The sequence below is a fragment of the Thomasclavelia ramosa DSM 1402 genome, assembly GCF_014131695.1.
In the GTDB taxonomy this organism is placed as follows: Bacteria; Bacillota_I; Bacilli_A; order Erysipelotrichales; family Coprobacillaceae; genus Thomasclavelia; species Thomasclavelia ramosa.
In genome coordinates, this window is the sequence record NZ_CP036346.1 from 3,131,296 (window position 1) to 3,152,353 (window position 21,058).

At 31.6% G+C, this 21,058-nt stretch carries 24 protein-coding genes; 5 read left to right on the top strand and 19 right to left on the bottom strand.

The genetic code is table 11. The features are described 5' to 3' along the window. Positions 1–17 precede the first annotated feature (17 nt). Positions 18–1,457 carry an alanine/glycine:cation symporter family protein gene (locus tag EYR00_RS14945; RefSeq protein WP_003535742.1) on the top strand — a complete coding sequence of 480 codons (1,440 nt, stop codon included), beginning with the start codon at positions 18–20 and terminating at the stop codon, positions 1,455–1,457. A gap of 13 nt (positions 1,458–1,470) precedes the next feature. On the opposite strand, the gene EYR00_RS14950 is transcribed toward EYR00_RS14945, so the two are convergent. Further along, positions 1,471–1,743, bottom strand: a complete 273-nt coding sequence (locus EYR00_RS14950; protein ID WP_003535740.1) for a hypothetical protein — start codon at positions 1,741–1,743, stop codon at positions 1,471–1,473. Between the two features lie 206 nt (positions 1,744–1,949). On the opposite strand from EYR00_RS14950, the gene EYR00_RS14955 reads away from it, so the two are divergent. Continuing rightward, on the top strand, positions 1,950–2,372 hold the full coding sequence (locus tag EYR00_RS14955; RefSeq protein ID WP_081446368.1) for a TspO/MBR family protein: 423 nt from the start codon (positions 1,950–1,952) through the stop codon (positions 2,370–2,372). Positions 2,373–2,423: 51 nt separating this feature from the next. Here EYR00_RS14955 and EYR00_RS14960 read toward each other — a convergent pair whose 3' ends face one another. After that, positions 2,424–2,858 carry a hypothetical protein gene (locus EYR00_RS14960; protein WP_003535736.1) on the bottom strand — a complete coding sequence of 145 codons (435 nt, stop codon included), beginning with the start codon at positions 2,856–2,858 and terminating at the stop codon, positions 2,424–2,426. Positions 2,859–2,921: 63 nt separating this feature from the next. Then, the gene (locus tag EYR00_RS14965) at positions 2,922–3,872 is read right to left on the bottom strand and encodes an NAD-dependent epimerase/dehydratase family protein (RefSeq protein ID WP_003535734.1); all 951 of its coding nucleotides are present in this window, start codon (positions 3,870–3,872) and stop codon (positions 2,922–2,924) included. 210 nt (positions 3,873–4,082) lie between these two features. Here EYR00_RS14965 and EYR00_RS14970 point away from each other — a divergent pair, with 210 nt between their 5' ends. Beyond that, a complete protein-coding gene (locus tag EYR00_RS14970) occupies positions 4,083–4,976 on the top strand; it encodes a MurR/RpiR family transcriptional regulator (protein WP_003535732.1) in 894 nt (297 codons plus the stop codon). A gap of 26 nt (positions 4,977–5,002) precedes the next feature. Here EYR00_RS14970 and EYR00_RS14975 read toward each other — a convergent pair whose 3' ends face one another. The 15 genes from EYR00_RS14975 to ispD all read right to left on the bottom strand — a co-directional run bounded on the left by EYR00_RS14975 (position 5,003) and on the right by ispD (position 17,371). Beyond that, entirely contained in the window at positions 5,003–5,776 is a 774-nt protein-coding gene (locus EYR00_RS14975; protein WP_003535730.1) for a MurR/RpiR family transcriptional regulator, read from the bottom strand. A gap of 19 nt (positions 5,777–5,795) precedes the next feature. Further along, positions 5,796–6,347: a DJ-1 family glyoxalase III gene (locus tag EYR00_RS14980; protein WP_009300391.1), complete on the bottom strand. Its 552-nt coding sequence runs from the start codon at positions 6,345–6,347 to the stop codon at positions 5,796–5,798. 1 nt (position 6,348) lies between these two features. Then, the gene (locus EYR00_RS14985; RefSeq protein WP_003535726.1) at positions 6,349–6,909 is read right to left on the bottom strand and encodes a DJ-1 family glyoxalase III; all 561 of its coding nucleotides are present in this window, start codon (positions 6,907–6,909) and stop codon (positions 6,349–6,351) included. Between the two features lie 134 nt (positions 6,910–7,043). Beyond that, positions 7,044–7,766, bottom strand: a complete 723-nt coding sequence (locus EYR00_RS14990) for a YdcF family protein (protein WP_003535724.1) — start codon at positions 7,764–7,766, stop codon at positions 7,044–7,046. Next, entirely contained in the window at positions 7,756–8,949 is a 1,194-nt protein-coding gene (locus EYR00_RS14995; protein ID WP_003535722.1) for a diphosphate--fructose-6-phosphate 1-phosphotransferase, read from the bottom strand. Before EYR00_RS14995 ends, EYR00_RS14990 begins: the two co-directional genes overlap by 11 nt. Before the next feature lie 22 nt (positions 8,950–8,971). Next, positions 8,972–10,393: a 6-phospho-beta-glucosidase gene (locus EYR00_RS15000; RefSeq protein WP_003535720.1), complete on the bottom strand. Its 1,422-nt coding sequence runs from the start codon at positions 10,391–10,393 to the stop codon at positions 8,972–8,974. 2 nt (positions 10,394–10,395) lie between these two features. Beyond that, entirely contained in the window at positions 10,396–11,319 is a 924-nt protein-coding gene (locus EYR00_RS15005; RefSeq protein ID WP_003535719.1) for a transketolase family protein, read from the bottom strand. Between the two features lies 1 nt (position 11,320). Further along, positions 11,321–12,121, bottom strand: coding sequence for a transketolase (locus EYR00_RS15010; protein WP_003535718.1), 801 nt, complete (start codon positions 12,119–12,121; stop codon positions 11,321–11,323). Positions 12,122–12,172: 51 nt separating this feature from the next. Beyond that, positions 12,173–12,853 carry a deoxyribose-phosphate aldolase gene (deoC, locus tag EYR00_RS15015; protein WP_008792602.1) on the bottom strand — a complete coding sequence of 227 codons (681 nt, stop codon included), beginning with the start codon at positions 12,851–12,853 and terminating at the stop codon, positions 12,173–12,175. Positions 12,854–13,056: 203 nt separating this feature from the next. Beyond that, positions 13,057–13,824 (bottom strand): DeoR/GlpR family DNA-binding transcription regulator, encoded by a 768-nt coding sequence (locus EYR00_RS15020; protein ID WP_008792601.1) that lies wholly within the window; start codon positions 13,822–13,824, stop codon positions 13,057–13,059. Between the two features lie 363 nt (positions 13,825–14,187). Further along, entirely contained in the window at positions 14,188–14,418 is a 231-nt protein-coding gene (gene rpsR / locus EYR00_RS15025) for a 30S ribosomal protein S18 (RefSeq protein ID WP_003535715.1), read from the bottom strand. Between the two features lie 17 nt (positions 14,419–14,435). After that, positions 14,436–14,918, bottom strand: a complete 483-nt coding sequence (gene ssb / locus EYR00_RS15030) for a single-stranded DNA-binding protein (RefSeq protein ID WP_003535713.1) — start codon at positions 14,916–14,918, stop codon at positions 14,436–14,438. A 15-nt stretch (positions 14,919–14,933) separates the two neighbouring features. Next, positions 14,934–15,215: a 30S ribosomal protein S6 gene (rpsF, locus tag EYR00_RS15035; protein ID WP_003535710.1), complete on the bottom strand. Its 282-nt coding sequence runs from the start codon at positions 15,213–15,215 to the stop codon at positions 14,934–14,936. 134 nt (positions 15,216–15,349) lie between these two features. Beyond that, positions 15,350–16,735, bottom strand: coding sequence for a glycoside hydrolase family 3 N-terminal domain-containing protein (locus EYR00_RS15040; RefSeq protein WP_003535708.1), 1,386 nt, complete (start codon positions 16,733–16,735; stop codon positions 15,350–15,352). Then, the gene (ispD, locus tag EYR00_RS15045) at positions 16,736–17,371 is read right to left on the bottom strand and encodes a 2-C-methyl-D-erythritol 4-phosphate cytidylyltransferase (protein ID WP_003535706.1); all 636 of its coding nucleotides are present in this window, start codon (positions 17,369–17,371) and stop codon (positions 16,736–16,738) included. A 129-nt stretch (positions 17,372–17,500) separates the two neighbouring features. Between ispD and EYR00_RS15050 the strand changes: the two genes are divergently transcribed. Together EYR00_RS15050 and EYR00_RS15055 are read left to right on the top strand one after the other, a co-directional pair. Next, on the top strand, positions 17,501–18,445 hold the full coding sequence (locus tag EYR00_RS15050) for a Na/Pi cotransporter family protein (protein WP_224209136.1): 945 nt from the start codon (positions 17,501–17,503) through the stop codon (positions 18,443–18,445). Then, on the top strand, positions 18,417–18,995 hold the full coding sequence (locus tag EYR00_RS15055; protein WP_003535700.1) for a DedA family protein: 579 nt from the start codon (positions 18,417–18,419) through the stop codon (positions 18,993–18,995). Before EYR00_RS15050 ends, EYR00_RS15055 begins: the two co-directional genes overlap by 29 nt. On the opposite strand, the gene EYR00_RS15060 is transcribed toward EYR00_RS15055, so the two are convergent. Beyond that, the gene (locus tag EYR00_RS15060) at positions 18,992–20,989 is read right to left on the bottom strand and encodes an AAA family ATPase (RefSeq protein ID WP_003535699.1); all 1,998 of its coding nucleotides are present in this window, start codon (positions 20,987–20,989) and stop codon (positions 18,992–18,994) included. The two genes, EYR00_RS15055 and EYR00_RS15060, sit on opposite strands and share 4 nt — an antisense overlap. Positions 20,990–21,058: the final 69 nt, after the last annotated feature.

A 21,058-nucleotide genomic window follows, 5' to 3' on the forward strand; every position in this document is an offset into this window, starting at 1 on the left:
ATAATCAAGATTAATTAATGAAAGGAAGTGAATGCGTGATATCAATTCAAGAATTACTTGGATTAATCAATGAATTTTTATATAGCAATATTTTAATTGCTCTGCTTGTTGCAACCGGGGTGTATTTTACAATTCGAACTAAATTTGTTCAATTTAGAATGTTACCAGAAGGAATTCGACTTCTTAAGGAAAAATCACATCATGATGATGGTGTTTCATCTTTTCAAGCACTAATGATTTCAACTGCATCACGAGTAGGAACTGGTAATATTGCTGGTGTTGCTACAGCTTTGGCTGCTGGTGGAGCTGGTTCTATTTTTTGGATGTGGATAATTGCTCTGATTGGTGGAGCCAGTGCTTTTATTGAATCAACCTTAGCCCAAGTCTATAAAGAAAAAGACGGCGACTCATTTCGTGGAGGACCAGCTTATTATATTGAAAAAGCTATCGGAAAACGCTGGTTAGGAATTATTTTTTCGTGTCTGTTGATTGCTTGCTTTATTTTTGGCTTTAATCCATTGCAAGCATATAATGTTAGTAGTGCCGTCGAATATTATTTTTCAAACAATGAATTAGTTGCCTTTGTTATTGGTGCAGTTTTAGCTTTAGCTACTGCTGCGGTTATTTTTGGCGGAGTCCATCGAATCGGGATCATTAGCTCCAAAGTTGTACCAGTCATGGCTATTTTATATATATTACTTGGTTTATACATAACCTTTAGCAATCTTAATCAGCTACCAGAAATATTTAGTGATATTTTTAATCAAGCATTTGATTTTAAAGCGATTGCAGGAGGATTTGCCGGCTCTTGTGTAATGCATGGAATCAAACGTGGGCTTTTTTCTAACGAAGCTGGAATGGGATCCGCACCGAACGCTGGAGCAACCGCAGATGTTTCTCATCCTGTAAAACAAGGTTTAGTACAAACCATCTCTGTTTTTATTGATACTATGTTAATTTGTTCCACTACTGCTTTTATGTTACTAAATTATGGGACAGAATCTGGATTAACAGGAATGCCGTATGTTCAACAAGCTATTTTTGCTGAAGTAGGTGAATTTGGTATTCATTTTATAACAATTTCTATTTTCTTATTTGCTTTTTCTTCTTTGATTGGAAACTATTGCTATGCTGAAAGTAATTTTAAATTTATTATTGACAACAAAAAAGCTTTATTTATTTTTAGAATTATTACTGTAATTATAATTTTCTTTGGTGCCCAAGCTAGTTTTAATACTATTTGGGATCTAGCTGATGTTTTGATGGGCTTTATGGCAATCATGAATATTGTCGTAATTTTATTGTTAGGTAAAATTGCTTTTAAATGTTTAAAAGACTATAGTATTCAAAAAAAGGAAGGAAAAGATCCAATTTTCCACCCTGATAATTTAGGAATTAAAAACGCTGAATTTTGGCATGATATTGAAAAAGAATATGAAAAACCTGTTGAAGTATGATCCTCAACAGGTTTTATTTATCCAAATTTGCTTCTAATTCTTTTATTCGTGTATTAATACTGTCAATTTCCTGAACGATTGCTGCTGTCTTTTCATCAAAAATATTATCATTACTAATAATTTCATAATACAGTTTGCCTAATTCAATAAACTTCTCATCTAAATCAGCCTGAGCACTTTTTATACTCACTCTCGTTTTCGCGACATCCGCTAATTCAGATGATTTTTCAATTGTTTTTTCTGTCAGTTTTGCTGCTTTTTTACTTAGATCATCAAATAATGCCATGATTATTCCTCCTTATATCTAGCTCATCACATAATTATTTTACCACAACCTCAGTAATCTACAATCACCTTTTCTCTAAAACTCTTTTACTCAGGATATTATACCCTAAATTTTATCAACAAGCATATAATTTTATTTTTTTCATATATTTTTGATGAGGTGATTTTATAAAAATTCAATGGCAGAAATTAATTATATGTATTATTATTCCCCTTTTTGTAGGTACTCTTTCAGCATTTCTTACACACGATGCTATGACCACATTTGAAACAATTCAAAAGCCAGTGCTATCACCACCGGGATGGCTATTTCCAATCGTTTGGACTGTTCTATATATTTTAATGGGAATAGCATCCTATCTAGTCTTGACTACAGAGTCTTCTCAGCATGTAACTCTTTTCATTTATAAGATTCAGCTTTTTTTCAATTTTATTTGGCCTATTATCTTCTTTAATCTTAGGTTGTACTTACTTGCCTTTATTTGGCTAATAATTTTATGGCTGCTTATCTTAATAACAGCAATCCTATTTTACAAAACAAATAAATTAGCTGGCTATCTAATGCTCCCATATCTTATTTGGGTAACTTTTGCTGGTTATTTAAATCTTTCGATCTATCTTTTAAATTAAGTTCAACAATAAAAAAAGCCATTTACTATATGTAAAAGGCTTTTTTGCTATTTATAAAAACTGCCGAATATCAATTACTAATTTTTCCTCAAGATTAATTAATCTTTTTGTAATATCTTTCGTTTTTTCATCAGCTGCTTCATATTGATTAAGATATTTATTAAGAGATTTTACTCCCATATTGCATCCATCAGTTATTAGATCGGCAATCGTTTGATCAGATTCATGCATAACCAATTTAGCATTTGTCTTGACCCAAGACATGCCTTTAGCCATTGGATTAGGTTCTTTGCCTTCATCATGAAACTTATCTAAAAGAGTTTGAATCTCTTCTTTTAACTGCTCATGTTCTCTTTTGCAGTCAATTAAATGCTGTCTTAACGTTTCATCATGTGCATAATCTAAAACATCATCGATTGAAGCTGCACCCATCTTAATCCCTGCATCACATTCTCGTAATAATTTTATAGTATCTGGTTCAATCATTATTTGTACGCTCCTTTTATTCTATAAAATCATTATGCTCTTTTTATTTATATTTATTCTTAATTATAAGGTAATAATCCCTCTTTCAATATAGCTGGCTACTGCTTGTTCCACTGTTTCTAAGGTTGTATATTTAGGTGAATATTCTAACAATTTTTGTGCATTTTCAATACTATATTCCCCACTTCTTGCAATATGATAATAAGTATGATCTATTAATTCATCATCATTAACATATTTACACCATTTTTCCCATGACAAAAATTTAATTTTAGGCTCTTGATTAAAATAACGGTACATTGCTTTAGCATACCCATATAAAGTCATTGATTCTCTTTCAACCGCATGAAAACTCTCTCCTAATGCTTGATTTCTATGAGTGATTGCCTGATAAAACATTTGCGCAACATCATCACCATGGACATGATGTAAAGTTTCCATACCTAAATTTGGTAAATAGATTTCCTGCCCATTTGCAATTTTTTGAAATACTGAAAAGTCTGTATTCCCAAGAGGATTAATAATTGTCCAGCCTGGTCCAGAAATTTGACCTGGTATAATTATCGTTGCTGGAAAACCATTTTTGCGATACTGTTCTTTTAAATACAACTCACTTTGATATTTATCAACTCCATAATCATCCAAAGGCTCTTTTAAACTATTTGGATCAGCTGGTAAAAATTCTGCTCGACCATGAGCCCAAATCGATGAACAATATAAATAATGAGATATCTTAATTTCCTTCAATGCTGTAACCATTTTTTTCGTATCTTCGATATTAAAGTTGATTAAGTCTACAACAATATCAGCATTCATTTTAGCAACTTTATAAGCAAAGTCTTCATCTTTATTACGATCTAAAACTACTTGTTCTACCATCTTCCAAGCAGGATCATTTATGTATGGCTTACTTTTACCCCGACTAATTGCTACAACTTTAAACCCTCCCTTCACTAATTTAGGCACTAAATATGAACCGATATGTCCACATGCCCCAATAACAACTACTTTCATAAATCTTCCTCCTTTTGATAAACCTATCTTAATTCAAATAAAGATGACATTAAAGCTAGTTTTATCCTTTTAGAAAAGCTTTCTCATTTATCTTTATAAATACAAGTATCATTTGTAAAAGCCTTTTACAAACCGCTTTGCTTAATCCATTGCTTATCATATTTGTTATGATAGAATATAATAGAAACGATAATACCAGGAGGGCGAGCAATGCTATTACAAGAAAAAATGAAAAACACAAAATTTTCTCCAAGTGAAGAAATAGTTATTGATTTTATCTTAACAAAACAAGAGCGAATAAAAGATTATTCGACAACGATGATTGCTGGTGAAACATATACTTCACCATCGCTATTGGTTAGAATTTCTAAAAAATTAGGATTCAGTGGTTATAATAATTTTAAAAACGCCTTTTTAGAAGAAGTTCAATATTTGCACAAAAGTCATTTAAATATAGATGCCAATCAACCTTTTTTAAAAACAGATTCAATTATGAATATCGCTAACAAAATAACACAGTTAAAAACTGAAAGTCTTAATGATACCCTTTCATTAATTCATCACGATACACTGCAAAAAGCAGTGAGAGCATTACAAAAAAGTAATACTGTTAAAGTTTTTGGTGTTTCTAATTTATCATTTCCAGCTGAAGAATTTGTTTTTAAATTACGCCACATCGGTAAAAATGCTGAAGTTTTTGTGTTAAATAGCAATATCTATCAAGAAGCAATGATGGCCAATTCTAATGATTTAGGAATTTGTCTTTCATATTCTGGAGAATCTGGTGAAATTATTAAAATTGCTAATATTTTAAAGAAAAAGAATGTCCCTATTATCGCAATAACAAGTATTGGTGAAAATAGTTTAACTCGATTAGCTGATATTGTTTTACGGGTTACAACAAGAGAAAAATCATATTCAAAAATTGGTGCTTATTCTTCACTAGAATCCATCTCACTTATTTTAGATGTATTATATTCTTGCTTTTTTACAACAGCCTATGATCAGCATTATACTTTTAAAACTGAACTCGCTAAAAATACGGAATCACGAGAAATTACTAATTTAATTATTCAAGAAAATGAACAAAATGAAAAAGAATGACTTTTAACAAAAGTCATTCTTTCCTATTATTTAAGCTGATGCAAACGTGAATATTCTTGAGCAATTAGTCCGGCAATAAATTGTAATTGATAAGGATGACTGTTTTGATCTTGTAACGATTTAAATAAAATTGTTCGATCAATACATTCAGGATACTCTCTGTCATCACTCGATATCATCCATATTTTAGGTGCTGTTAATCTTTTTTTCAAAGCTCTTAAATCTTGATAATCAAAATATGCACCTGTATACGAAAAAATTATAATCAAATCATCTTCATCAGCCGCAACAATATATTGAATTTGTTGAGAATAGGAGATATTAGTATATACCTGTTTATTCAGCATTAATAAGTCACCTTGCAAATTAAAAGCTACTGCTCCAGCTTTTAACAAACCAAAAATGGCTACCTTTTGATATTCATTGATATCCTTACATAAATCAATTACTGCATCCATATCAATTGATTTTTCAACCATGATAATACTTTCTCTTACTTTATGACTATAATCATGCAGTCTTGCTTGTTTCGAAGTTGCGTGTGAATGATCTTCAAAAGATAAATCTGTTGACAACAACAGTTCTTTTAATTCAGCAAAGTCCCTTAAACCTACTTCTTTACAAAAACGGGAAATTGAGCTTACCGCAACATTGCATTCCTTAGCAATTTCCTTGATTCCAAGATTTTGAACTTCCTCAAGGTGATTCAAAATATATGCTGCTATCTGGCTATTAGTTGAACCATTTTTTTCGCTGACAAGCGTACTTAAAAAAACTATTGGTAATTTATCATAGATCATTATTATCACTCACTTTCACTTATCTTCCACCAGCAAAGTTATATAATAGTCTTTCCTTCATTTCACTAACATCTTGACCTAACACTTCGATAATCTTAAATGCAAATGGATATGATGTTGCTGGCCCTTGGCTTGTTATAATATTCTGATCAAAAACAACAACCTTATCAACAAATTCTCCACCTACTAATTTATCGGCATATCCAGTATAGCCAGTCACATTTTTACCGTCGATAACTCTTGCCTTTGATAAAACAATTGTTCCAGAACATATTGCTGCTAAATACTTTCCATTTTCATTATAGTATTGAACCATTTCAATAACCAGTGGATTTGCTCCTAAATTCACACCCCCTGGTCTTCCGCCAGGTAAAACCAGCATATCATAATTTTTGATCTCATCACTAAAAATCTTATCTACTTTTATCATCATCCCCTGCATCCCCCTAACGTACTGTTCAGCAAAACCAAATGTATGACACTCAATTCCGGCTCTTCTTAACAAGTCTACAATCGTCACTGTTTCACTTTCTTCGTATCCATCTACTACCAATACTGCAGCTTTTCTCATACTATTCATCCTCCTTAACATCAAAAGCATTAAAATAGACCATTCTTTTTTTGAGAGCTAGTGAATTGCCACCCAATAAATCTACCAGCTTATATGCAAATGCATAAACTGTTGCTGGACCGCGACTCGTTACAATTTTCCCATCAATCACCACTTTATCATGTAAGTAATTTCCTTGTTTTATTTTTTGCTCGTATCCCACATAAGCAGTATAGTTTTTTCCTTTTAGTAATCCCGCCTTTTCTAAAACAATCGGAGCTGCACATATGGCACAAATATACTTGTTTTTTTGTGCCATTATATTTAAAATTTCGATTAACCTTGTATTATCTCTTAAGTTAGCAGCACCGGGATACCCTCCTGGTAAAATAATCATATCATAATCAATTACCTCATCATTTAGTACGCTGTCACATTTCACAATAATATCATGTGCTCCTGCAACATCCTTTTCAAAACCGATCATATCGCATTGAAAATTAGCACGACGAATAATATCTATAATAGATAACGTCTCCCCTTCTTCAAACCCTGGAGCTACAATAACTGCTGCCTTTTTCATATCTTCTTTCCTCCTTTTAATTTATATTTACACAATAATATTGTTTACACCGTTTATCAATTCATTTCCAAAATTAAGAAATCATAAAAAAGACTTTTGTTTCACCAAAAGTCTAAATATTATTGATAAAGTTTTTATTTCCTTTGATATTTACCATATCGAAAAAAGATATATCTATATGCCGCCAGTATCTTTTGAGGAACTTCAACATGTTCAATATACTGCTTACCATTTGGTCCATAGCCATCTTTATCATCGATGACTCTCTTCATTTCTCCTAATAAAAGTGAAATATATCGTTCTTTTGACCATAAGCCCCAAATATTATTTTTAAGTTCAAATCCAATATTCTCAACAACTGGCAAAAAACATCTATAATTATCAAAATTTATATGTGGAGCATAATGTCTTGCAGTTGCATCGATTCGCCTTTGCATAAGAGGATCATGAACCAATAAAATATTTTTTACTATAATGTCTTCTTTTTTGAGAAGTTTGAAAGCAAACTGAATATTTTCCCCACAATTAGTAGATTCTTTTTCTAATAAAATAGTATTGTCTACCCCATAATTTTCTTCAATAAGATACTTAAATAATTCTGCTTCACTTCTTTTAGTAATATCTTTAATATCATACTTCTCTTTAATCGTATTGATTAAAATATCTGTAGTATGACCTTTTCCTCCAGCAATCATGAAGTGATAAGCATGCCCTGTTTTGTATAGTTGATAAGCTATTAATCCAGTTTCAGCAATAGCATTTCCTAATACTAAAATCAGATCATACTTTTTCTTCTCATCATATGTATTTATCGCTAAAAATTGATTAAGAAGATTAAAAGCCTGACTATCTTTCATTTAATTGCAAATATTGAGGAAGCTCAATTTGTCCACTTTTATATATTAAAGGAACCACATAATCAATATATTCTTTTTTAATCTTCTTATTCTTTTCATCAATCCATTCTAATGGAAATGGTTTAACATGATTTGCTACTTTATGAATATCAACGTGACTTAATAAAAATTCATTTCTATTTTTTGAAATTGTGACCATAATCCCCGTTCGTTTATCCAACGCACAATTTATTGCATAACTACCAATACGTAAAGCATTTTCTATGTCTATGTAACTGGCTAAATGTGCTGCACAACGCTGAAGGGTACTTAACTGAATGGCCCGTACTTTACAGCCAAGATGGTCACCGATAAGTTTTTTTAGATAATTTGAACAGCCATTATTTGATAAATGACCAAATGCATCTTTTTGAATCCCACTATCTAGTGATACACACATTCCATATTGATCTCGAATACCTTCAGATACAGCAATAATACAGTGATCCTTCTTTTTTAATTTATCTTTGATCTGTTCAAGAAAGTCATTTTCATCAAAAATGTTTTCCGGCATATAAATTAAATCGATAGAATCAGGATAGACTTCATTAACAAGTTGTGCTGAAGCTGTTAACCAGCCAGCATCTCGCCCCATAATTTCTACGATCGTTACTGATTTTATTGGATATATAACACTGTCAAAAGCAATTTCACATAATGAGGTAGCAACATAATGACAGGCAGAAGGGTATCCTGGTGTATAATCAATATTCATAAGATCATTGTCAATTGTTTTAGGGATACCAATAAAGTTGATTGGGCAATTACATATTTTTGCATAAGTACTTAATTTTTCAATAGTATCCATTGAATCATTACCACCAATATAAAAGAAGTCAGTAATTTCATACTTATTTAATATTGTAATTATTCTTTGCTTAATTGATTGATCCTTTTCGAAAATCTTATATCTACATGAGCCTAAATACATTGCTGGTGTATGAATCAACTTAAACAAATTCTTCTGATCTTTAAAACTACTTAAATCAACCATCTTTTCATCTAACAATCCATCTATTCCATTAATCATTCCATATATTTTCTCATAATCTGCTTTCAAAGCTCCTTGAATGACCCCGGCTAATGTTGCATTAATAACTACTGTCGGCCCACCAGATTGTCCGATTATACATTTTCTCGACATGATCTTCATCCCCTTATCTGCTTTAAATATTTTCTAATTCCTCACCATTTGATTGAATAACTTTTTTATACCAGTTAAATGATTTTTTCTTTGATCTTTTTAATGTTCCCTTTCCTTCATCATCTCGATCAACATATATAAACCCATAACGTTTTGTCATTTGACCTTCAGTTGCTGAAATTACATCTATTGGGCCCCAGGTTAAGTAACCCATCAAATCAATTCCATCATCTAGTGCTAGTTTTACTTGTTCAATATGAGCTTTTAAATATTCTATTCTATAATCATCTTTAATTGAGCCATCTGTTTCTACAACATCAGGTGCTCCTAAACCATTTTCAACAATAAATAATGGTTTATGAAATCTTTCTTGTAAGAAATTCAATGTAATTCTTATTCCTTGAGGATCAATGATCCATCCCCATTGTGATGCATCACAATAAGGATTTTGTAACTTGCCATAGTTATTGATCTTTAATCTGTGATCTGTCGTTACTACTTTACTTGCATAATAACTGAAAGCAACAAAGTCAACTGTATTATTTTTTAGAATCTCCTCATCATCTTTTTCCATATGTATAGTGATTCCTTCTTTTTTCATTTTAGCTTTCATATGATATGGATATTCTCCAAAAACTTGAACATCTGTCAACATTAGTTCCTTATTATTTTCCTCAAAAGCTTTTAATACATCTGATGGGTGACAAGTATACGGATAGACGACCCCACCTGCAATCATACATCCAACTTGATTATTTTTATCAATCTCATGTCCTATTTTTGTTGCTAATGCTGAAGCGAGTAACTGATGATGCATTGCCTGATACTTAATTTGTTCAATATTATCACCTTTTCTATATAATAAACCTAGGGTTGAATAGGGCTGAAATAAACCAACATTGATTTCACAAAAAGTTAACCATTTTGTTACCTTTCCTTTATAACGGGTCATTAACATACGGACTAGTCGGCAGTAGAAATCGATCATTTTTCGATTAGCCCAGCCACCATAATGCTTTGCTAAATACAACGGTACATTAAAATGATTAAGTGTTATTAAAGGTTGAATTCCATGTTTAAGTAATTCATCTATTAAACTATCATAGTATGTTAGGCCTTTTTCATTTGGTTGTTCTTCATCTCCATACGGAAATAAACGCGTCCAGTTAACTGACAAACGTAAACATTTGAAACCCATCTCTCCAAACAAAGCAATATCCTCTTTGTAACGATGGTAAAAATCGATTGCAATTCTATTTGGACAATACTCAATATTTTCATTCATATAATCAAGTGGTGAAGCATATGCTGCCTGCCTTGCTTCTAATCCGCCCGGAATTACATCCATTAAATCTAGACCTCTTCCATCTGCATCAAAAGCACCTTCGCATTGATTAGCTGCTAAACTGCCACCCCATAAAAAATCATCTTTAAACTTTGTCATTTTTATTCCTCCACTGTTTCTAATACAGACTTTACTAGGTAATCTGCATCAATCTTATATTTACTCATTAATTCCTCTGGTGTTCCACTTTCACCAAATGTATCTTGGATAGCAATTGGATATATCTTTTTAGGCTTATCCAACTTCTCACAAACTAAACTATACAAACCACCTATAATATTGTGTTCTTCCAATGTAAAGATAAGATCATAACTATTTATAATTGAATTTAGTTGCATCGTATTTATTGGTTTAAGTGAGGACACATTGTATAATGACGGGTATATATTATTTTTAGCTAAAATTTCAATAGCTTTCCTAGCCTCATTTACCATAATACCAGTCGCTAAAAAAGCAATTTTACAACCTTTAACAATTGGAACGATTTCGCCTAAAAGAAATTTATAATTAGAGTCCAAAATATTATCCACTGCATATCTGCTCGTTCTTAAATATACAGGACCATCATAGTCAACCATAAACTGCATCATAGCTTTTGTTTCATTTGCGTCGCACGGTTGCAAAACTACCATGCCCGGCAAAACTCGCATTAAAGCAATATCTTCATTACATTGATGAGTTGCTCCATCTTCGCCAACAGTCAAGCCGGCATGAGTTGCACAAAGTTTTACATTTAAATGTGGGTAAGCAATAGAATTCCTAATTTGTTCAAAAGCACGCCCTGCTAAAAACATGGCAAATGAACTTACAAAAGGCTTTAACCCCTGAACCGCCAAACCTGCACCTATTCCGACCATATTTGCTTCAGCAATTCCTGTGCTATAAAATTGCTGTGGTCTTGCTTCCTTAGCATAACATGTTTTTGTTGCGGGCGATAAATCCGCATCCAAAACAATAACATCGTTATTTTTTATCACTAGCTCTTTTAGTGCTTCTCCAAAGGCCTCTCTTGTTGCAATCTTCATCCTAATGACCTCCTAACTCCCTCAGAGCTTGTTCCATTTCTTTACGATTTGGAGCCTTTCCATGCCATTCAATCTCATTTTCCATAAATGAAATTCCTTTTCCTTTTACTGTATGAGCAATGATTGCAGTAGGTTTTTGACTATTTTTTGCCATCTCCACAGCTGCTTCAATTTCATCAAAATCATGACCATTTATATTGATAACTTCAAAACCAAAAGCTAAGAACTTTTCCAAGAAAGGTTGTGGCCCAATAACATCGACTATTTTTCCATCAATTTGTAATCCATTATAGTCAAGAAAAAGAATAAAATGACTAAGTTGATAATGACTTGCTGCCATTAGAGCCTCATATACTTGTCCCTCCTCAAATTCTCCATCACCACAAATTACATAAGTATAATAATTATTATTTTTGTACTTATTTGCCAAAGTGATTCCAACAGCTGCACTTATCCCCTGCCCTAATGATCCCGTTGACATATCTACACCTTTCGTATCATTCATATTTGGATGCCCCTGTAAAGAAGAATTAATTTTTCTAAAAGTCATTAACTCTTTTTCATCTAACACTTTCATTTCTTTTAATACAGCATATAAAGCTGGTGCCCCATGACCTTTAGATAGTACCAGCTTATTTCTTTCATTAGAATTAATATTATCTTTAGTTAGCTTTAATTCTTTTTGGTACAAGTACATTAAAATATCAATACAAGATAAAGATCCACCTGGATGTCCAGATTTAGCTTCATATATCATTTTAATAATACTTTTTCTAGCTTCACTAGCCATTTTATTTAACATCGTTTACACCGCCCCCTTCTCTTCTTAGCTTTTGTAAACACTTTTGATTAGCTAGTCTAACCCTAACACAACAGATACTGATCTATATCCAACTCCCATACGATCAATTCCCATATCAATCAATTGTAAAAAATGTTCTCTTGTTCGAATACATCCACTTCCTTTAATCTTAATTTTATCACCACATTCTTCCATCATTACTTTGATTATTTCCAAACTCGCTCCATGAGCTTCATGTCCCGTTAAAAATCCAGTACTCGTTTTAACAAAATCAGCACCCGCTTCTATACAAATATGACACATTTTTCTTATTTGTAACTCATTTAAAGCATCAGTCTCAAAAATAACTTTAATTTCTCTTCCATATTTATGGGCCGCTTCGGTACAGGCTTTAATATCCGCTAAAACTTCTTCCCACTTTCCACTTTTGATCATTCCAAAGTTAGCGACTATATCAATTTCTTTAACCGAATCGTATTTAGCCACAATTTCAATTTGTTTAACTTTAGATTCTGTTGAGCTTGTTCCAAATGGAAAATCACATACTGGACATAGCATTGTGTCTGTTCCTTTAACATAAGGCTCACATAAATCCATATAACCAGGATTAATGCAAATAGTTGCACAATTTAACTTTACTCCATCTTTTGTTAGATCGATAATTTCCTGTTCAGTAAATTCTGGTTTTAAAACTGAATAGTCAATATAAGATGCTAACTCCTTTAAATTCATTTCATTTGCCTTTTTTGTTATTTTTTTCATTTTTCTAATAGATAACTATTTATTTTTGTTTGTTTTTGTTCGTTATCTTTCCTCCTTAATTAAAAAATAACACATAAACAAACATTTGTAAACATATATTTGTTTATTTTTGTTCGTTTTTGTTTTTTTGTATAAAAAAACATATCAAACAAACTAGTTCAATATGTCTTTATTTAATCTTCATTTGTTAAAATATAATTTACTGGAATATCATCAATATTCATATGAGCATCCTTATTACAGATAACTGCATCAAAATCATCACTGCTAATAAAGCTACAAAAACCTTTAACACTTAACTTTGATGAATCAATTAATAAATACTTCTTTACTGCTAAGTCCATTGCTTTTTGTTTTACTGCCATTGTATCCATTTCAGCTGTATAGACTAATTTTCTATCTATATCTATCCCGGCACAACTTAAGAAAGCATAATCAAAATTAAACTTTTCTAAGTCACTTAAAGTAATTGGACCAACTGACATATTGTATTCTGGAATATATTTACCACCAATCATAAATAATTCAGATTCAAAATCATTAAATCCATTTGCAATCAAGGTACTATGTGTTACTATTTTAACATTTTTTCCTTTTATATATTTTAGCATCGGTACAATACTTGTTCCACCATCTAAAAATATACAATCTCCATCCCTGATAAATGATGCTGCTTTTTTACATACTAAATCTTTCTCTTTATTATTAGTAATTCTTTCGCTCATTTGTTTTTCATCTTTATTTGAAAGAATTGTTTTTTGCTCAATACTTTTTGCTCCGCCATGAACCCTTATCAGCAGTCCTTGTTTTTCAAGTTCTTCACAATCTCTTCTTATCGTTGTTTCTGTTACATCTAAGTTTTCAGAAAGTTCTTTTGTTGAAATAAACCCACGTTCATTAACTGTATTTACTATTCTTAAAAACCTCTCACTTGCAATCATCATACTCACCTCTTCTTTTCATTATACTTAAATGCCATTTTTATTCAATTATTTTAAAAAGATAATCTTTTTCATTATATAATTACTTTTTATAAAATTATATGATTTGTTAACTATAACTTTAAACAATATCTAAGATTTGCTAAATCAAACTGTTCTATAAATAAACCTTGATTTAATCAAGGTTTATTAGTCAAAATTATTCACCAACGTATGATAACACTTATTTTATTGATTTTTAATGGTTTCTCATCCATAAATCACTATATTTACACCTATTATTTCTATTTAAAAGATTTTTTGATGTCAAATCTTTTAGAAAAAAAGAAAAACCCTTGAATTCATCAAGGGTTTAAATTTCAATTATTCACCAACGTATGGTAATAAAGCCATTTGACGAGCACGTTTGATAGCTGTAGCTAACATTCTTTGATATTTAGCGCTAGTACCAGTTACACGTCTTGGGATAATTTTCCCGTTAGCTGAAACGAATCTTTTTAATAATTCAACATCTTTGTAATCGATGTAAGTAATTTTGTTTTTAGTGAAGTAGCAAACTTTTTTTCTACCCATTCTTTGTTTTCTAAATGCCATTTTGAAAACTCCTTTCTTTAAAACTGAATATCATCTTCCATGATATCATATGTATTAATTGAATTATCAAATTCTTTTTCTAATTCAACTGTTTTCATATCATAGAAATTATCATTATTTTGTGGTTGTTGGTACGGTTGTTGCATTTGTTGTTGTGGCTGTGGTTGCCTTTCACGAGCAGCTCTTGTTTCTAAGAATTGCACACTATCACAAATAACTTCTACAACATATACCTTTTGACCTTGAGTATTGTCATAGCTACGTGTTTGGATTCTTCCTTCAACACCAACTAAACTTCCCTTAGAACAATATCTCTCAACATTTTCAGCAGGTTTACGCCACACAACACAATTAATAAAATCTGCTTGTTGTTGACCATCTCTGCTTGTAAAATTACGATTTACCGCTAAAGTAAAAGAAGTAACCGCATCACCTTGTGGTGTTCTTCTAAGTTCAGGATCTCTAGTCATTCGTCCTACTAGGACTACTCTATTAATCATCTAGTACGCCTCCTTCTATTTGCGAAGAGTTAAATGACGTAACATAGATGCATTGATGTTTGATAATCGTTCAAATTCAGCAACATCAGCAGCTGTACAAGTAGCATCAACAACTACATAGTACCCTTTTTTGTAATCTTTGATTTCATAAGCTAAATCGCGTAATCCCCATTCGTCAACGTTATCAACAGTTCCACCGTTAGCAGTTAAAATTCCTTTAAAACTTTCGATTAAAGCGTTTCTAGCGTCATCTTCAACGTCAGGTTTTACAATAAACATAATTTCATACTTGTTCATTTCTATACCTCCTATGGTCTATTGGCTTATCTCTTTGGATAAGCAGGCAGTAAATATAATATTTTTACATGCTCAATTATAATAGCACACCAATCAAAACAAAGCAATGATTTATTTGATTAAATCATCATATTTTACAGTATCCCTAACTGACTTTTCCAAGTTAAGATTCGCATTACAGAACGATCCAACGAATTGAGACATATTTCATCATTCTTAGCTGCTGCAATAAGTGCCGAGATATGTTCTTGAGGATTAGAAGTCATAATTAAATCATTCCCTGCCTTAATCGCTTTAAGCGCAACTTCACCTTCACTTCCAAAGGCTTTTGCACTAGCCATTGAAATATCATCAGCAATAATAACGCCATGATAATTTAAGTCATCTCGTAAAATCTTACTCACTCTAGGTGACAATGATGCTAGATTTTGATCATCAATACTATCAACTACTATGTGACTAATCAAAATACTATTTGCACCTGCAGATATTCCAGCTTTAAATGGTAAGAAATCATTATTGACAAGCGAATCATAATCACGTGAATCGTGGCATATAGCAGTATGATTATCAGCAACGTTCCCATATCCGGGAAAATGTTTTAAAACACTTCCCATCTTAATATCATTCATTGCCTTTACGACATTTTTCACAAATTCAGCTGTTTCATTAGGATCAGTTCCAAATGAACGTTGATAGATAAAATCATCTTTACTCATTGCAACATCAGCTACCGGACCTATATTTACATTAATTCCAAATTCTTTTAAAAACTCCGACTTTTCTGTAGCATCACTAATAATAGCGTCCATCCCGCCTGCTTTAAAAACATCTTGGGGAGAACGAAATTTGTTACTGCGTAAATTATTACTAACCCGTACTACAGTTCCGCCCTCTTCATCTACTGCAATCAACATCGGGATAGTAACTGCTTTTTGATATGACTGAATATTTTCAATTACTTCCTCACGGGTCCGATTATGAAAATCACGATTATATAACATATAGCCACCTAATTGATATTGTGACAACAACTCAACTGCTTGACTTTCAGGACACCGAGCTAAAAATAATTGTGCTATTTTCTGCTCTAACGTCATCTTTTCAACCATTACTGCAATCTTATGCGAAGCTATCGTAGCATCCGTATTACCAGTTCCACCATTTCTAACTTGAACCGCTTGAACATTTAAGCCTAAAACATCAATTGCTTGTATCGCGGTTGTTTGCTCGAGTTTACCCGTATATTTGATAGTTACTAAGTTCCCATACTGTAACTCATCACCTTTTATTTTGGCCTTTTGACAATCCACCGTATAAACAATATTATTATCATCACGCAAACTGATTGTTTCATGTGTTATATCAACTATCTGTCCCTTTAACTCTTTAGCTGTTATCGTAGTTTCGCCTTCCCCTGCTAAGCGCAACTGATAAACTAACGCCCCCATGATCAATCCTAATAAAACAATGATTATAATGATTTTATGAGTAATAAAATTATTATTTCTTTCCTTCATTTAAAGATCCTCAGGAGTAGTTATTTTAATATTCTCATAACTGCCTATTACAACTTTGACTGGAGCTGTACTAAACTCTTCAACCAATGAGGCATCATCAGTAGCAATAAACCCACTATCTTGAGCCTGTTGATAACAAACTTTAATTAAACTCGTTTTAAAGGCTTGCGGAGTTTGAGCTTGCATCAATCTTGCCCTCGGCAAAGTCACCTCAACAGTATCATCACAACAAAGTTTGATCGTATCTTTAACTGGTACCATCAATAAACAGGCATCATATTCTTTTAAACATAATAATAAATCATCTATTTTTTCTGTCGTTATATATGGTCTAGCTCCATCATGGATTAATACATGATCCTGGTCAACTACCTGCAGGCCATTATAAACACTATCTTGACGCTCTTTACCTCCATAAACATAAACAATTCTCTTATCTGTCACTAACTGTTTTAAATCAGTTATCTCATCCGCTTTTGTAACTACAACAAGCTGCTTACAGCGCGGATCATTTAAAAAAGTTTTCATCGTCATTTGATACACAGTTTGATTACCAAAACGATATAACATTTTATTATAATCCAGTCCACTCCGGCTTCCTTTTCCAGCACATAAAATAATCGCACTATAATTCATCAATATCACATCCTTTCACTCATTGTAACATTTAATGATTATCTTGAAAACAAACATTATTTATCGATTTATTAATATAATTAGTAATAATAAGGGAGTGATTTTATTACTAAAAATATAATTGGTTTTATTGCTAGTCTCGGTGTTTTTCTTTATAGTATGCATCTAATGTCAACTAGCCTTGATACCTTAGCAAACGATAAGCTTGAAAATATTTTATATAAACTATCTTCAAATAAATATTTAGGTGTTATCACCGGAACAGCCATCACAGCAATAATTCATAGTTCCTCTGCTACTACTATTATTCTCATCGGTCTCCTTAATAGTCATCTAATTTCATTAAATCAAGCAACTTGGATTATTTTAGGTGCTAATATCGGAACTACTGTAACTGGACTCATGATTGCTTTAGATTTAGGTCAGTCAGCAATCTATTTATGTGTCCTTGGATTATTACTAATGTTCTTAAAAAATAAAATTGCTTATTTAGGACGTGTCTTAATGGCCCTAGGATTGATTTTTTTAGCAATGGACAGTATGGCCGTAGCTCTGGCACCATTACAAACATCCCCATATTTTATTAATATGTTTGGTCATTTAGACAATCCTTTAACCGCTATTTTAGTTGGAACAGTTTTTACGGCGTTGATTCAAAGCTCAACTGCATCAGTTGGCGTCTTGCAAACTATTTATCAAAAGGGATTAATTAGTTTTGCAATGGCTACCAATGTTATTTATGGTCAAAATATTGGCACTTGTATAACCGCAGTTTTAGCATCACTTAATGGCGATCGCAGTTCAAAACGTTTAAGTGCTATTCATATCTTAATTAATGTACTCGGAACTATTATTTTTGTAATCTTAGCAAAATTTATCCCACTAGTTTCATTCATCGAATCCTTGACTCCAAATTATATGATGCAAATTGCTTATATGCATACTTTCTTTAATATCATTTCAACTATTATTCTATTACCATTTGATAACTTATTGATCTATCTGGCTAATAAAGTAATCCCATTATCAAAACAGGAGGTCACTTATGCTCACAAACCTTCTCGCTTATATTAACACCTACGGCTACAAGGCAATCTTTCTTTTAATTGCGATTGAAAATTTATTTCCGCCTATCCCATGTGAAATAATTTTAACTTTTGGCGGTTTCATGACAACGATCACAAACCTAACACCTCTAGGCGTAATTACAGTTGCTTCGCTTGGTTCTTATTTAGGCGCAGTGATTCTATATTGGTTTGGCTACTTAATCAATCTAGAACGACTCGAAAAGCTTCTAGTCCGATTTTATTTTAAACGTCATGATCTATCCCGTTCCCTTAACTGGTTTGAACAATATGGAAAAATCTCTGTTCTTATTGGTCGCTTGATTCCGATTGTTAGATCATTGATTTCTCTGCCTGCCGGAATTACTAAAATGAACTTCTTTAGTTTCTCATTTTATACTTTGATTGGTACAATCATTTGGAATAGTATTTTAGTAGTTCTTGGAATTATTTTAGGAAATAACTGGATCTTAATTAGTAAATATGTTAAACAATACGCACTGATTATTGCAATCATCACACTATTAATTATTTTATGGAAAAAGCGAAGACTCAATTAACTTTGGGCCTTCGCTTTATTTTGAAAATATTTATTAGCTGCTTTAACAATTCCTCTTCCTTGAAGTTTCATATCATATTCCTTTAAAATCAACTCAATATCTTCTTCTTTAACCTCATGAGGACAATTTTTACGAATAATTTTCTTTAAATCCATTTTTGTTAAATTCTTAAAATTAATTATTTCATCGATACGGCTTAATAATTCATCACTAAAAAAATTCTTAACTTTACTACTATGATTATTCTTTTTAAATCCTAATGTATTTTTAGCAGTCCCTTTATTTGACGTCATAATAATAATTGTATTATTAAAATATACTTTTCGTTTATGACTATCTTCTAAATAACCTTCATCAAATACTTGAAGAAAAAGATTTATAACATCTTGACTTGCTTTATCAATTTCATCTAAAAGAATAATACTTTTAGGATAGGTTTGTAATTGTCCCAGTAATAAACTTGGTTTATCATAACCAACATATCCCGGGGCTGCTCCAATTATCTTTTGAACACTGCTGCTATCACGATATTCACTCATATCTAAGCGAATCAATTTACGCCCCAAAAGTTTTGAAAGCTGTTTTGCACTTTCACTTTTTCCAACACCACTATTTCCAACAAATAACATTACTGCACTTGGTTGTTTTGACTGTTTTGTTAATTTTAATTGATTGATTATTTGTTCAATCGCTTTACTTTGTCCAATAATATGATGATTCAATTTTGCTTTAATTTCATCATAATCATAATCCTCACTTATCTTAACTGATGTATATTCTTCTATAACATCTTTAACAATTTGTTTAGTAATAATATGTTGCTGCTTAAATCGGGCTTTAACACAAGCTAAATCAAAAATATCGATGGCTTTATCAGGGAAAGTTCGATTTTTGATATAACGATCAACATTATCAACTAAATATGTTAAAACTTCATTATCGACTTCAATCTGATGAAATTGCTCATAAAATAATTTAGTTTTCTGTAAAATTTCTAATGTTTCTTCTTTAGTATTTTCTTTTAGTGTAATAACACTAAAACGTCGATTCATTGCTTGATCCTTTTCAAAATGCTGGAAATATTCTTCTGTCGTTGTTGCACCAATAATCGTTAGATCTTTTCTCGCTAAATACGGTTTTAAAATATTAGCAGCATCAATAGCCCCTTCGGCGCCACCAGCTCCAATAATATTATGGATCTCATCAATAAAAATGATGACATTATCCATTTCCTTTACCTTATCAATAATCTTTCGTAGCTTTTCTTCAAATTCACCACGATATTTTGTTCCTGCAACAATACTAGATAAGCTCAATTCATAAATAATTTTCTTTTTTAATCCTTCATTTACTTGTTTTTGATTAATTAAATACGCTAATTTTTCTACTAAAGCTGACTTACCTACACCAGCTTCACCAATAATCAACGCATTATTTTTTTCTTTCTTACTTAAAATCATACATAATTTTTCTAATTCTTTTTGTCTACCAACAATTAAATGTTCACCCTGTTTTACTTTCTTATTAAGATTAACTAGTGATTGAATCTGATCTAATTTAGTTTCTAATTCACTACTTTCATTTAATTGATAGATAATTTCTTCAAAATCAACTTTATATTTCTTTAATAATTCGTGAGCTACACTTTCTTCACTCTGCAATAAAGCAATTGTTAGGATATTAAGCGTTACTTTACTTTTATTTTGTTGATTAGTGATTTCCATTGCTGCTTCTAAGATACTTTTTACAGCATCACTATACTCCATATAAAAAGGTTGATCATCATTTGTCCCAAACAACCTTTTTATATCCTCATATATATTTTTATCATCAACATCATATTTCTTAACTAATTCCCGTAATTTGGAATCACTTATCTTTAACAGCGATAGCAGTAAATGTTCACTACCGACATTATTATGACCTAAATCAAAAGCAATACTTTCGCCTACCACAATTGCTTTTTGGGCTTGTTCATCAAATTTTGTTAACATGTTCCACCTCTAATTTTATTATATGTTTGACCTCTTAAATTATTAACGAAACGATTTATTTTAAACATA

What these genes read in the sequence shown, in the direction of transcription:
- EYR00_RS15055 (WP_003535700.1), top strand. Translation starts at nt 18,417, where the DNA reads ATGCTCACAAACCTTCTCGCTTATATTAACACCTACGGCTACAAGGCA.
- EYR00_RS14960 (WP_003535736.1), bottom strand. Translation starts at nt 2,858, where the DNA reads ATGATTGAACCAGATACTATAAAATTATTACGAGAATGTGATGCAGGG.
- EYR00_RS14990 (WP_003535724.1), bottom strand. Translation starts at nt 7,766, where the DNA reads ATGAAAGATAGTCAGGCTTTTAATCTTCTTAATCAATTTTTAGCGATA.
- EYR00_RS14980 (WP_009300391.1), bottom strand. Translation starts at nt 6,347, where the DNA reads ATGAGAAAAGCTGCAGTATTGGTAGTAGATGGATACGAAGAAAGTGAA.
- EYR00_RS14945 (WP_003535742.1), top strand. Translation starts at nt 18, where the DNA reads ATGAAAGGAAGTGAATGCGTGATATCAATTCAAGAATTACTTGGATTA.
- ispD (WP_003535706.1), bottom strand. Translation starts at nt 17,371, where the DNA reads ATGAATTATAGTGCGATTATTTTATGTGCTGGAAAAGGAAGCCGGAGT.
- ssb (WP_003535713.1), bottom strand. Translation starts at nt 14,918, where the DNA reads ATGATTAATAGAGTAGTCCTAGTAGGACGAATGACTAGAGATCCTGAA.
- EYR00_RS15040 (WP_003535708.1), bottom strand. Translation starts at nt 16,735, where the DNA reads ATGAAGGAAAGAAATAATAATTTTATTACTCATAAAATCATTATAATC.
- EYR00_RS14975 (WP_003535730.1), bottom strand. Translation starts at nt 5,776, where the DNA reads ATGATCTATGATAAATTACCAATAGTTTTTTTAAGTACGCTTGTCAGC.
- EYR00_RS15000 (WP_003535720.1), bottom strand. Translation starts at nt 10,393, where the DNA reads ATGACAAAGTTTAAAGATGATTTTTTATGGGGTGGCAGTTTAGCAGCT.
- EYR00_RS15020 (WP_008792601.1), bottom strand. Translation starts at nt 13,824, where the DNA reads ATGATTGCAAGTGAGAGGTTTTTAAGAATAGTAAATACAGTTAATGAA.
- rpsR (WP_003535715.1), bottom strand. Translation starts at nt 14,418, where the DNA reads ATGGCATTTAGAAAACAAAGAATGGGTAGAAAAAAAGTTTGCTACTTC.
- EYR00_RS14995 (WP_003535722.1), bottom strand. Translation starts at nt 8,949, where the DNA reads ATGTCGAGAAAATGTATAATCGGACAATCTGGTGGGCCGACAGTAGTT.
- EYR00_RS15010 (WP_003535718.1), bottom strand. Translation starts at nt 12,121, where the DNA reads ATGTTAAATAAAATGGCTAGTGAAGCTAGAAAAAGTATTATTAAAATG.
- EYR00_RS15060 (WP_003535699.1), bottom strand. Translation starts at nt 20,989, where the DNA reads ATGTTAACAAAATTTGATGAACAAGCCCAAAAAGCAATTGTGGTAGGC.
- EYR00_RS14965 (WP_003535734.1), bottom strand. Translation starts at nt 3,872, where the DNA reads ATGAAAGTAGTTGTTATTGGGGCATGTGGACATATCGGTTCATATTTA.
- EYR00_RS14985 (WP_003535726.1), bottom strand. Translation starts at nt 6,909, where the DNA reads ATGAAAAAGGCAGCAGTTATTGTAGCTCCAGGGTTTGAAGAAGGGGAG.
- deoC (WP_008792602.1), bottom strand. Translation starts at nt 12,853, where the DNA reads ATGAATTTAAAGGAGTTAGCATCTTATATTGACTATTCAGTTTTAAAA.
- EYR00_RS14950 (WP_003535740.1), bottom strand. Translation starts at nt 1,743, where the DNA reads ATGGCATTATTTGATGATCTAAGTAAAAAAGCAGCAAAACTGACAGAA.
- EYR00_RS14970 (WP_003535732.1), top strand. Translation starts at nt 4,083, where the DNA reads ATGCTATTACAAGAAAAAATGAAAAACACAAAATTTTCTCCAAGTGAA.
- rpsF (WP_003535710.1), bottom strand. Translation starts at nt 15,215, where the DNA reads ATGAACAAGTATGAAATTATGTTTATTGTAAAACCTGACGTTGAAGAT.
- EYR00_RS15005 (WP_003535719.1), bottom strand. Translation starts at nt 11,319, where the DNA reads ATGAAGATTGCAACAAGAGAGGCCTTTGGAGAAGCACTAAAAGAGCTA.